The sequence below is a fragment of the Collimonas sp. GW821-FHT02H07 genome (genome assembly GCF_059421505.1).
In genome coordinates this window covers 289,912-301,225 of the sequence record NZ_JBWKVC010000004.1, presented here as the reverse complement: position 1 = coordinate 301,225, position 11,314 = coordinate 289,912, and the positions used below count along the sequence as shown (strand labels likewise).

Genomic DNA, 11,314 nt, shown 5'->3' with positions numbered 1-11,314 from the left:
GGCGTCCCCAGGGGGATTCGAACCCCCGTACTCACCGTGAAAGGGTGATGTCCTAGGCCTCTAGACGATGGGGACAGTAATCTGTCCGTACTGGCCTTGCTTCTACTGCTGCTTGCAAAAAACAATAAAGGCCGCATTTGGCGGCCTTATCGATTGTATCGAAAACACTCAACACCAATATTCTGCAATCGTTTTCCGACTGCTTTCCTGTCGATGCCAAAAGAATTCTGGCGTCCCCAGGGGGATTCGAACCCCCGTACTCACCGTGAAAGGGTGATGTCCTAGGCCTCTAGACGATGGGGACAGCAAGCTGTCCAACTAGCTTTACTACCTTACTGCTTCTGCTACCAATTTGCTGGTGGAGGTAAGCGGGATCGAACCGCTGACCTCTTGCATGCCATGCAAGCGCTCTCCCAGCTGAGCTATACCCCCGTTTGCAGAAGCGAGATTATAGCAAGCTTATTTAGCGCTTGTAAATCCCGATTTGCAGATTTATTGCAGATTTACACCAGATAAGGTTGTAAACGCGCAATCACCGTATCGCGGCCAAACAATTCCAGCACGGCATCGATCGCCGGCGTCTGCAATTGTCCGGTCACCATCAGGCGCAGAGGCATCGCGAACTGCGGCATCTTCAGCTTGTGCGCGGCCAGCACTTCCTTGATCATCGGCGCCAGGCTTTCCTTGTTCCATTCAACCGTGGCGCAGCGCTGTGCGAAATCGGCCAGCGCCGGCTTGATGGCGTCGGTGTAGTGCTGCGTCAGCAAAGCCGCATCCGGCGCCGGCTGGCGATAGAACAGCATGGCCGCAACCGCGATTTCATTGACGGTGTTGGCGCGCTCTTTCAGCAGGCCGATGACTTTCGCCAGGTCCGGCGCGCCGTTGAAATCGGCGCCGTCCTGTTCCATCAGCGGCTGGACCATGGCGGCCAGGCGCTGGTTGTCGGCCAGCTTAATGTAGTGGTTGTTGATCCACGCCAGCTTTTCCGGATTGAATTGCGCCGGCGATTTCGACAGGTGGTCGAGATTGAACCACTGGCAAAACTGTTCCATGCTGAAAATCTCTTCGTCGCCATGGCTCCAGCCCAGGCGCGCCAGATAGTTCAGCATGGCTTCCGGCAGATAACCTTGCGCCGGATAATCCATCACGCTGACCGCGCCGTGGCGCTTCGACAGCTTTTCGCCGTCGGCGCCAAGGATCATCGGCACGTGGCCGTACAGCGGCAGCGTGGCGCCCAGGGCTTTCAGGATATTGATCTGGCGCGGTGTATTGTTGACGTGGTCGTCGCCGCGGATCACGTGGGTAATTTCCATGTCCCAGTCGTCCACCACCACGCAGAAATTATAGGTCGGCGTGCCGTCCGGACGAGCGATCACCAGATCGTCCATCTCGCGGTTGGAAATAGTGATGTTGCCTTTGACGACGTCGTCCCAGCTGACTTCGCCATCGAGCGGATTCTTGAAACGCACCACCGGCTTGCGGTCGGCCGGCACCGGCGGCAAAGTCTTGCCGTCCTCAGGACGCCAGGTGCCGTCGTAGCGCGGCTTCTCGCCGGCGGCGCGCATCCGTTCGCGCATCGCTTCGACTTCTTCCGGCGACGAGTAGCAGTGGTAGGCGCTGCCATCCTTCAGCATCTGCGCGATCACCTCGCGATAGCGGTCCATGCGGCGCATCTGGTAGAACGGACCTTCATCATGTTCCAGGCCCAGCCACTGCATGCCGTCGATGATCGCCTGCACCGCTTCCGGCGTCGAACGTTCGAGGTCGGTGTCTTCGATGCGCAACACGAAAGTGCCGCCGAAATGGCGCGCGAAAGCCCAGGAAAACAGCGCGGTGCGGGCGCCGCCCAAATGCAGGTAGCCGGTCGGGCTAGGGGCAAAGCGGGTGCGGACCTTGGTGGCCGGGGAAGTTGAAGCTGGAGTGCTAGCAGTCATGATAAATAAAAACGGCCTTGGCATGCCAAAGCCGTTATCAAGGAAAACCCTATTTTACCGCGTTGCAGCAGCGGATGGAATGACGGTCACATTGATGGTTTTGCTCAGCTCCGGGCCGTAAGACTGGTGCTTGCCGTTGGCGAACTGCATGGTCAGCTTGTATTGACCCGGCGGCAGCGTCAGCGAAGTTTCGGTTTGGCCCTTGCCAAAATGTATATGCTTTTCATCGACCGGAATCGTCTGGCCGGCCGGAATGCTGTCTTCGTTGATCAGCAAATGGTGATGGCCGCTGTCTGGCGTCACGTCGCCGGCGGGCTTGACTTCCATGCCGCTGACGCCGAACTTGACGGTGAACGGGCTGCTCACCACCGCGCCGTCTGCCGGCTCGATGAACGAAACCGAGGCGGCATGGGCCATCTGCGGCAACAAGCCGGCGCTCAGCACGGCAGCGGAAAACAGCAAGGAAAAAAATCGTGATTTCATCGTCTTGTCCTTTGAATGAAAATAAGTGAAAAACAAATAATGCCGGTGCGCTTCCGACAGACAGTACAGGCACGTACAATTTACTGAATGCAATAATGAAAATGTAATAATACAGGGATGCCGCCGGCATCGCTTTCAGGAGGGACACCATGCAAATCGCCAGCGGCAATCTGTTGACCGCGCTGCCGCCAGCCGGTTCGGAAGAGGTGTTTGAACTGCTGCACCAGCGCGCCGGCCTGAAAATCGAACGCATCGTTTCGAGCGGACAGGCCAGCCCGCCAGGCTTCTGGTACGACAATCCGCAGGAGGAGTGGGTATTGCTGCTGAGCGGCAGCGCCGGCCTGATGCTGGAGGGCGCTGCCGCCGAGCATGTGATGCAGGCCGGGGCGTGGCTGCACATCCCGGCCCACTGCCGCCACCGCATAGCATGGACCGATGGCGCGCAGCCGACCATCTGGCTGGCGATCCATCATGATGTTGAGGCTTAGTTGAGACTTAATCGTTCTTGACGACGATGGTCGGGAATTTGCTGCTCATGTCCTTGGCTTTTTCCGCTACCTTGATCGCCACCTTGCGCGCGATCTCCTTATAGATGTGCGCCACCGGGCCGTCCGGCTCCGCCACCACGGTCGGCGTGCCGGAATCGGTCTGCTGGCGGATAGCCATGGTCAGCGGCAGCGCGCCGAGGAAGTCGACGCCGTATTCGCCGCACATGCGGGCGCCGCCGCCTTCGCCGAAAATCGCTTCGGCATGGCCGCAGTTGGAGCAGACATGGGTGCTCATGTTTTCCACGATGCCGAGGATAGGAATCCCGACTTTCTCAAACATCTTCAGGCCCTTGCGCGCATCCAGCAAGGCGATGTCTTGCGGCGTGGTGACGATCACGGCGCCGGTGACCGGCACTTTTTGCGACAGCGTCAGCTGGATATCGCCGGTGCCGGGCGGCATGTCGACGATCAGGTAATCGAGGTCGCGCCAGTTGGTCTGCTCCAGCAGCTGCTGCAAAGCCTGGGTCACGATCGGACCGCGCCACACCATCGGCTCGTCCGGATCGACCATGAAACCGATGCTCGATACCTGCAGGCCATGATTTTCCAGCGGCTCCATGGTCTTGCCGTCCTTGGTTTCCGGACGGCCGCTGATGCCCATCATCATCGGCTGCGAAGGGCCGTAGATATCCGCATCCAGGATGCCGACCTGGGCGCCTTCCGCCGCCAGCGCCAGCGCCAGGTTGACCGCCGTGGTCGACTTGCCGACGCCGCCCTTGCCGGACGCCACCGCGATGATGTTCTTGACGTTGGACATCAGCTTGATGCCGCGCTGCACCGCATGCGACTGTATTTTGGAATAGACATTGGGGCGCACCTGGCCGACGCCCGCCAGCGCAGCTACCGCATCAGCGGCGGCAGCGCCGATCAGCGCAAACTGGCTCCTGGCCGGGTAGTCCAGCTCGACATCGAACGAGACGTTGGCGCCGTCGAGCTGGATATTCCTGGCCGACTTGCTGCTGATCAGATCCTTGCCGGTATTCGGGTCGATGACGCTGGATAACGCTGCCTTGACCGCTTCAATCGTGACGCTCATTACTTTTCCTCTGCACGTTCTTGATAAGATGCGGCAAGTCTAAACCAAATCGCCGCTTTCACGCTCAAGGCGGGCAGAACCGGGCTGTCCGCTTGCCTCTAAAAATGCTTAATCGAGCGCGACTAAAGCGAAAACCTCCCCGGCACTGCTAAAATCACCCCTTTATTCCAACCAGCAGCGCTTGACGTTGCAAATTCATTGCCAAATGAGCATTACTTTGACTTCAACTCCACGCCAGTTATTCGTTACCACCGCCCTGCCTTACGCCAATGCAGCGTTTCATATCGGCCACATCATGGAATACATCCAGGCCGACATCTGGGTGCGGTTCCAGCGAATGCAGGGCCACGAAGTCAATTTCGTCGGCGCTGACGACGCCCACGGCGCGCCGATCATGATCGCCGCCGAGAAAGCCGGCATCACGCCGCAGGAATTCGTGGCGCAGATCGCGGCCGGCCGCAAGCAGTACCTGGACGGCTTCCACATCGCCTTCGACAACTGGCATTCGACCGACGGTCCGGAAAACCACGAGCTGTCGCGCGACATCTATCGCAAGCTGAAAGCGGCGGGCTTCATCTCGACCAAAACCATCGAGCAGTTCTTCGACCCGGTCAAGAACATGTTCCTGCCGGACCGCTACATCAAGGGCGAATGCCCGAAATGCGGCGCCAAGGACCAGTACGGCGATTCCTGCGAAGTGTGCAGCTCGGTGTATGCGCCGACCGACCTCAAGAATCCGTACTCGACCTTGACCGGCGCGACGCCGGTGATGAAATCCTCGGAACACTTTTTCTTCCGCCTGTCGGATCCGCAATGCGTGGAATTCCTGCGCGGCTGGGCGCTCGGCAATGTCGACGGCAAGCCAAGGCTGCAATCGGAAGTCGCCAACAAGGCCAAGGAATGGCTGGAAAGCGACGGCGGCATGGGCGACTGGGACATCAGCCGCGATGCGCCCTACTTCGGCATCGAAATCCCGGATGAACCGGGCAAGTATTTCTACGTCTGGCTGGATGCGCCGGTCGGCTACCTGGCTTCGCTGAAAAACTATTTCGGCAAGACCGGGCGCGACTACGACGCCTTCATGGCCGATCCGAAGACCGAGCAGTACCACTTCATCGGCAAGGACATCACCTATTTCCATACGCTGTTCTGGCCCGCCATGCTGCATTTCTCCGGCCAGAAAGTGCCGAACAATGTCTTCGTGCACGGCTTCCTGACAGTCTCCGGCGAAAAAATGTCGAAGTCGCGCGGCACCGGCATTTCGCCGCTGCGCTACCTGGATCTGGGCATGAATCCGGAATGGATGCGCTACTACATCGCCGCCAAGCTGAGCGCCAAGGTGGAAGACCTGGACTTCAATCCGGACGACTTCGTCGCGCGCGTCAATTCCGACCTGATCGGCAAGTACATCAACATCGCCAGCCGCGCCGCCGGCTTCATCGCCAAGAAATTCGACGGCAAGCTCAGCACCGCCTGGGCCACCGACAGCGATCCGTTCCTGGCCAGGCTGCGCGCCGTCGCCAGCGATATCCAGGCGCTCTACGACAGCCGCGAATACGGCAAGGCCCTGCGTGCGGTGATGGAACAAGCCGACCTGATCAACGCTTACGTCGACGCCAACAAGCCATGGGAACTGGCCAAGGACCCGAGCAAGGAAGCGCTGCTGCATGAAGTCTGCAGCCGCCTGCTGGAAGCGTTCCGCATCCTCACCCTGTACCTGAAACCGGTGTTGCCGGCGCTGGCGGCGCAAGTCGAAGCGTTCCTGCAGATCTCGCCGCTGGTGTGGAGCGATGTCGCCAAGCCGCTGGCTGACGGCCACGCCATCAACGCCTACGCGCACCTGATGACGCGGGTCGAGCCGAAGATGCTGGACGCCTTGTTCGATGCGCCGGCGCCGGCCGCCGCTGCGGACGCGCCAGCAGCAGTGGCGGAAGCCGCCAGCAGCATCGAACCGCTCGCCGCCGAAATCAAGATCGACGATTTCGTCAAGGTCGACCTGCGCATCGCCAAGATCGTCAACTGCGAGCACGTGGAAGGTTCCGACAAGCTGCTGCGGCTGACGCTGGACGTCGGCGAAGGCCGTTTGCGCAATGTATTTTCCGGCATCAAATCCTCTTACCAGCCGGAAGAACTGGTCGGCAAGCTGACCGTGATGGTGGCCAACCTGGCGCCGCGCAAGATGAAGTTCGGCATCTCCGAGGGCATGGTGCTGGCGGCTTCAGCCGCAGACGGCAAGGCCAATCCGGGCATCTATGTGCTGACTCCGTGGCCAGGCGCCGAGCCGGGCATGCGGGTCAGCTAAGAGCGGCGATGAGCCTGCAGGTGCGCGAAGCCAGCGCCGACGATGCCGCACTGATCGCCGAGCTGACCCGCGCTTGCTGGGCGGAGCGGGTCGCCGCCAGTTCCAGCGGCCATCGCGAGCAAACCGAGCAGGTCCGGCAAGACCTGCAGCGCGGCGGCGGCTTCATCCTGCTGCTGGATGGCCAGCCCGCCGGTTCGGTGCGCTGGCTGCCGTCGGATACCGAAACCGAGGTATGGGAAATCCTGCGCATGGGCGTGCTGCCGGCCTATCGCGGCCAGGGCCTGTCCCAGCATTTGATGGAAGCGATCATTCATCGCGCCCAAGGCGCCGATGTGCATGAACTGCGGCTGGCGGTGGGCGCCGACCAGGCGCGCGTGGTCGATCTGTATGCGGTGTTTGAATTCGAACTGGCGCCGGAGCTGGAATACGCCCGCGCCAATCCGCTGCAAGAGCCGCCGACGGTGATGCGGCGCTGGCTCAGGCGCTAGGGCCTCGCCGGCGCAAGGTACAGAGTCAATGCCCGTAGACTTGCGACACTGAAGTACCGGTCACCAGCCCGCTGGTGATATCCATATGAACATTGAAGAAAGCCTGGCTGGCGTCGCTCTGGATATAGCGCCAGTCCCACACTTCCTCGTTCTTGCGGGTGAACTGCACCACGGTGCGCGGCTTGCCCAGCATCTGCCTGACCTCTTCCTTGCGCATGCCGGCCTTGATCCTGGCGAAATTCTCTTCGGTCAGCACCTGCTTGTAGTCGCTCAGCTTGCCATCGCTACCGATATAGAACATCCATGTGCGGGTGCCGGCCGGCCCTTTTGGATATTCCAGCGTACGCTCGCCGTTTTCCTTTTCCCAGACCGTATCCGGCTGGCCCATGGCGTTGCGCACATCGGCTTCCGACGATACGCCGCGGTTGAGTTTTTCCAAGCCCGCCTCCTGTATGAAGTTGCCATTCTGATCGCAAGCCGCGACCAGCAATGGCGCGAGCAATAGCACAACCTTGCGTGCCCATGATTTCATGCCGCCTCCTGCTTACTGTGATTATCCAAGTATACCGTCCTTTTTCCATCACATAATTGTCGTATAGGCATGAAACTATCCTGGCCGCCGCCAACGACAAACCGTTGGGCGACCCCGAAATAGCATAAAATAGCGCCTAATCCCAGCCCATTATCAAAGCACCCATGAAATTTTCCAAACAAATTTACGGTTACCAATCCGACATCACCAAGTTCGTTGCAGAACTCAAGGAAAAGAATCCAAAGCTGGAAGAACAGCAGCTGGCCGGCCGCGCCCTGCTGTGGGACAAGACCCCGATCGACCTGGACAGCCAGAACCGGACCGAGGAATCCCGCGTCGACCAGCAACCCTACGTGTATCAAAACAATCACTAATCCAGTCCTGGTAACGATCAGATGAGCCAGAATTCGTCGGATGCCGCCGAACTGACCTTGGAAGGCCAACCCGATTCGACCCCGAACGTGATCGACGGCGTCGCCTTCGCGCGCCTGTACGGCGAGCCGCTGTTCCGCATGCCGACCGACCTGTACATCCCACCGGACGCGCTGGAAGTCTTCCTGGAAGCATTCGAAGGTCCGCTCGATCTGCTGCTGTACCTGATCCGCAAGCAGAATTTCAACATCCTCGACATCCCGATGGCGCAGGTGACCCTGCAATACCTGGAATACGTCGACCAGATCCGCATCACCAACCTGGAGCTGGCGGCCGAGTACCTGCTGATGGCGGCCATGCTGATCGAGATCAAGTCGCGCATGCTGCTGCCGGTGCGCAAGACCGACAGCGAAGAAGCCGAGGACCCGCGCGCCGAGCTGGTGCGGCGCCTGCTGGAATACGAGCAGATGAAGCTGGCGGCGCGCGAGATCGACGCTCTGCCGCTGCTCGGGCGCGACTACGTGCGCACCCAGATCTACATCGAGCAGAACACGGTCACGCGCTGGCCGGACGTCAACCTGGACGATTTGCAGGCAGCCTGGGCCGACGTCATCAAGCGCGCCAAACTCACCGCCCACCACACCATCAGCCGCGAAGAACTGTCGGTGCGCGAACACATGACCGGAATCCTGCGGCGTTTGCAATCGGCGCGCTTCGTCGAGTTTGCCGAACTGTTCGATCCTGCGCGCGGCGTGCCGGTGCTGGTGGTGAACTTCATCGCCCTGCTGGAGCTGGCCAAGGAAACCCTGATCGAGATTACCCAGGCCGAACCTTTTGCGCCCATCTACGTGCGACTGGCCTACTCGCCCACTTATGCGCCGGCTTGATTTTGTAGGGTGGGCACGTCTTTGTGCCCACGCGTGACAGCCGATGGTCACGTGACCTTTGATGCGTGCAGGTCTCGCGTGGGCACGGGTGCCCACCCTACGGCGATATTTACAATTTATTCCGCAAATATATTATTTATGAAAATCATTTCCTCGATCGAAGAGCTACGCGACCAGCTGCGCGGCCAACTGCGCACCGCATTCGTGCCGACCATGGGCAACCTGCATGAGGGCCACCTGTCGCTGATGCGCCTGGCCAAGAAACACGGCGATCCTATCGTCGCTTCCATCTTCGTGAACCGCCTGCAGTTCGGCCCCAACGAAGATTTCGACAAATACCCGCGCACTTTCGCCGCCGACGTCGAGAAGCTGGAAAAGGAAGGCGTCTACGTCCTCTTCGCCCCGACCGAAAAAGACTTGTATCCGGAACCGCAGGAATTCCGCGTGCGGCCGCCCGACGATCTCGGCAATACGCTGGAAGGCGAATTCCGTCCGGGCTTCTTTACCGGCGTCACGACCGTGGTGCTGAAACTGTTTTCCTGCGTGCAGCCGCGCGTGGCGGTGTTCGGCAAGAAGGATTACCAGCAGCTGATGATCGTCCGCAACATGGCCAAGCAGTTTGCCCTGCCGACCGAAATCATCGCCGCCGAAACCTGGCGCGCCGACGACGGCCTGGCGCTGTCCTCGCGCAATATGTACCTGTCAGCCGAGGAACGCGCAGAAGCGCCGGCCCTGTTCAAGACGCTCAACCAGGTCGCAGAAGAAGTGCGCGCCGGCCATCTGGACATCTTCGAGCTGGAAAAGGAAGCGATGGCGCAACTCGGCAGCCGTGGCTGGAAGCCCGACTACATCTCGATCCGCAAGCGCTGCGATCTGCAGGCGCCGGCCGCCGGCGACCTGGCCCAGGGCGAAAAGCTGGTGGTGCTGGCCGCTGCCAAGCTCGGCACCACTCGCCTGATCGACAATCTGGAGATATAAGCTGCGCCATTCCTTCCATCGCAGAACGCAAAAGCTGGCAGCTGCGGCCGCATTCTGCATGGCGAGTCTGGCGGCTCCGGCTGCCGTGTCCGCCGCTCCCGTCACGGTCCAAGACGACGCCCGCCACACGGTCACCCTGCCGCAGTCGGCTCACCGCATCGTCAGCCTGGCGCCGCACGCCACTGAACTGCTGTTCGCCGCCGGCGCCGGCGGCTATGTCGTCGGCGCCAGCGACTACAGCGACTATCCGCCAGCCGCCAAACAACTGCCCTCGGTCGGCAGCAGCAGCGCGCTGGACATCGAGCGCATCGCCGCCCTCAAGCCGGACCTGGCGATCGCCTGGAGCAGCGGCAATTCCGCCAGCCAACTCGCCAGGCTGCGCGCACTCGGAATTCCTGTATTTGAAAGCGAACCGCGCCAGCTGGAAGCAATCGCCTCGTCGTTGCAACGTCTTGGGCAACTGGCGGGCGTGCCGGATAGCGGCGCGGCAGCGGCCAAGGCCTTCAACGCCAGGCTGGCGCAGCTGACTGCAACTTATCAGCAACGGCCGCCGGTGCGGGTGTTTTACCAGATCTGGCAAAAGCCGCTGATGACCCTCAACGGCAACCACATGGTGTCCAGCGTGATCCGCCTGTGCGGCGGCGAAAACGTGTTCGGCCAGCTGCCGCAGCTGGCGCCCACGGTCAGCACCGAAGCCGTGCTGGCGGCCAATCCGGAAGTGATCTTCGCTGCCGACGGCGGCAATGCTCCGGATACCGGCTGGCGCCGTTTTCCCACACTGGCGGCCGTGGCCGGCAGCAATCTGTTTACGCTGACGCCGGACTGGATGAGCCGCCCCGGCCCGCGCATACTGGACGGCGCCGCCGAACTGTGCCAGAAGCTGGACCTGGCGCGCAGCCGCCGGCACTAGCTTTTTTAGTCGCGCGCACGGCAGGCTGCCTCAGCCTGATACCGAAGCGGTATCGGCCAGCGGCATGAACATGCGCCGCCTGCCGTCATCTACCACTTCAAACGCGCAGCCGAACGCCGCTTGCAACAGCTCAGGCTGCAGCACCTTGTCGGCGCTGCCCTGCCAGGTCTGGCCATCTCCCAGCAGCAGCACATGGCTGGCGTAGCGCGCCACCAGGTTGATGTCGTGGCAGGCGGCGATCACCGCTTTTTTGCGCGGCAACGCATTGGTTGCCTTGTGCAGCAATTCCATCACCACGATTTGCGCCGCAGCGTCCTGATGCGCGGTCGGCTCATCCAGCATCAGCAGCAAAGGATCCTGCGTCAGCAGCGTCGCCAGCGCCACTCGCTGCCGCTCGCCGCCGGACAAGCACATCACGTCATGCTCGCTGAAGGCGTCCATCCTGACGCGCTGCAAGGCTTGCATGGCCTGGGCGCGGTCTTCCTCGCGATCCCAGCCGAAACCGAACTGATAGGGATGGCGGCCGGCGATCACCGCCGCCAGCACGCTGCTGGAAAAGGCATCGGCCTGCTGCTGCGCCAGCAAGCCGCGCAGGCGCGCAAGCTGCTGCGGCTTGATGCTGCCGATGGCATCGCCCTGGATCGCCACGCGGCCGCTGGCTGGCCGCACCAGGCCGGCCAGTGTATGCAGCAGCGTGGTTTTGCCGATGCCATTGCGGCCCAGCACGCACCAGAACTGGCCCGGCATCACTTGCCAGTCCAGCCGCTTGCACAAGATTTTATGATCGACGCTGACGCTCAGCTGTTCGGCAGCAAGCAGCGGCGCGGAAAATTCGCTCATTAGT

At 61.0% G+C, this 11,314-nt stretch carries 12 protein-coding genes and 3 tRNA genes; 7 read left to right on the top strand and 8 right to left on the bottom strand.

What is annotated here, in order from left to right:
• Window positions 1-2 precede the first annotated feature (2 nt).
• The 5 genes from AC07V8_RS09325 to AC07V8_RS09305 form a co-directional block, all read right to left on the bottom strand.
• A tRNA-Glu gene (locus AC07V8_RS09325) sits at window positions 3-75 on the bottom strand.
• A 153-nt stretch (window positions 76-228) separates the two neighbouring features.
• Window positions 229-304: transfer RNA gene (locus AC07V8_RS09320), tRNA-Glu, on the bottom strand.
• A gap of 52 nt (window positions 305-356) precedes the next feature.
• Window positions 357-432: transfer RNA gene (locus tag AC07V8_RS09315), tRNA-Ala, on the bottom strand.
• Between the two features lie 71 nt (window positions 433-503).
• Window positions 504-1,934: a glutamate--tRNA ligase gene (gltX, locus tag AC07V8_RS09310; RefSeq protein ID WP_494678088.1), complete on the bottom strand. Its 1,431-nt coding sequence runs from the start codon at window positions 1,932-1,934 to the stop codon at window positions 504-506.
• 54 nt (window positions 1,935-1,988) lie between these two features.
• Window positions 1,989-2,417, bottom strand: coding sequence for a DUF4399 domain-containing protein (locus AC07V8_RS09305; RefSeq protein WP_494678089.1), 429 nt, complete (start codon window positions 2,415-2,417; stop codon window positions 1,989-1,991).
• A gap of 149 nt (window positions 2,418-2,566) precedes the next feature.
• Here AC07V8_RS09305 and AC07V8_RS09300 point away from each other — a divergent pair, with 149 nt between their 5' ends.
• Window positions 2,567-2,905 carry a cupin domain-containing protein gene (locus AC07V8_RS09300; protein WP_494678090.1) on the top strand — a complete coding sequence of 113 codons (339 nt, stop codon included), beginning with the start codon at window positions 2,567-2,569 and terminating at the stop codon, window positions 2,903-2,905.
• 7 nt (window positions 2,906-2,912) lie between these two features.
• Here the strand turns inward: AC07V8_RS09300 and apbC are convergent, their stop codons facing one another.
• Window positions 2,913-4,001 (bottom strand): iron-sulfur cluster carrier protein ApbC, encoded by a 1,089-nt coding sequence (gene apbC, locus AC07V8_RS09295; RefSeq protein WP_494678091.1) that lies wholly within the window; start codon window positions 3,999-4,001, stop codon window positions 2,913-2,915.
• 205 nt (window positions 4,002-4,206) lie between these two features.
• Here apbC and metG point away from each other — a divergent pair, with 205 nt between their 5' ends.
• Together metG and AC07V8_RS09285 are read left to right on the top strand one after the other, a co-directional pair.
• Window positions 4,207-6,303 (top strand): methionine--tRNA ligase, encoded by a 2,097-nt coding sequence (metG, locus tag AC07V8_RS09290; protein ID WP_494678092.1) that lies wholly within the window; start codon window positions 4,207-4,209, stop codon window positions 6,301-6,303.
• Window positions 6,304-6,311: 8 nt separating this feature from the next.
• Window positions 6,312-6,791 (top strand): GNAT family N-acetyltransferase, encoded by a 480-nt coding sequence (locus tag AC07V8_RS09285; protein ID WP_494678093.1) that lies wholly within the window; start codon window positions 6,312-6,314, stop codon window positions 6,789-6,791.
• A gap of 25 nt (window positions 6,792-6,816) precedes the next feature.
• Here AC07V8_RS09285 and bamE read toward each other — a convergent pair whose 3' ends face one another.
• The gene (bamE, locus tag AC07V8_RS09280) at window positions 6,817-7,323 is read right to left on the bottom strand and encodes an outer membrane protein assembly factor BamE domain-containing protein (protein WP_494678094.1); all 507 of its coding nucleotides are present in this window, start codon (window positions 7,321-7,323) and stop codon (window positions 6,817-6,819) included.
• Window positions 7,324-7,487: 164 nt separating this feature from the next.
• On the opposite strand from bamE, the gene AC07V8_RS09275 reads away from it, so the two are divergent.
• The 4 genes from AC07V8_RS09275 to AC07V8_RS09260 all read left to right on the top strand — a co-directional run bounded on the left by AC07V8_RS09275 (window position 7,488) and on the right by AC07V8_RS09260 (window position 10,470).
• Window positions 7,488-7,697: a DUF3460 family protein gene (locus AC07V8_RS09275; protein WP_098493832.1), complete on the top strand. Its 210-nt coding sequence runs from the start codon at window positions 7,488-7,490 to the stop codon at window positions 7,695-7,697.
• Window positions 7,698-7,718: 21 nt separating this feature from the next.
• Window positions 7,719-8,582, top strand: coding sequence for a segregation and condensation protein A (locus AC07V8_RS09270; protein WP_494678095.1), 864 nt, complete (start codon window positions 7,719-7,721; stop codon window positions 8,580-8,582).
• A 138-nt stretch (window positions 8,583-8,720) separates the two neighbouring features.
• Window positions 8,721-9,560, top strand: a complete 840-nt coding sequence (gene panC, locus AC07V8_RS09265; protein WP_098493834.1) for a pantoate--beta-alanine ligase — start codon at window positions 8,721-8,723, stop codon at window positions 9,558-9,560.
• A 58-nt stretch (window positions 9,561-9,618) separates the two neighbouring features.
• On the top strand, window positions 9,619-10,470 hold the full coding sequence (locus AC07V8_RS09260) for a cobalamin-binding protein (protein ID WP_494678096.1): 852 nt from the start codon (window positions 9,619-9,621) through the stop codon (window positions 10,468-10,470).
• Window positions 10,471-10,500: 30 nt separating this feature from the next.
• On the opposite strand, the gene AC07V8_RS09255 is transcribed toward AC07V8_RS09260, so the two are convergent.
• A complete protein-coding gene (locus tag AC07V8_RS09255; protein WP_494678097.1) occupies window positions 10,501-11,310 on the bottom strand; it encodes an ABC transporter ATP-binding protein in 810 nt (269 codons plus the stop codon).
• Between the last annotated feature and the right edge of the window lie 4 nt (window positions 11,311-11,314).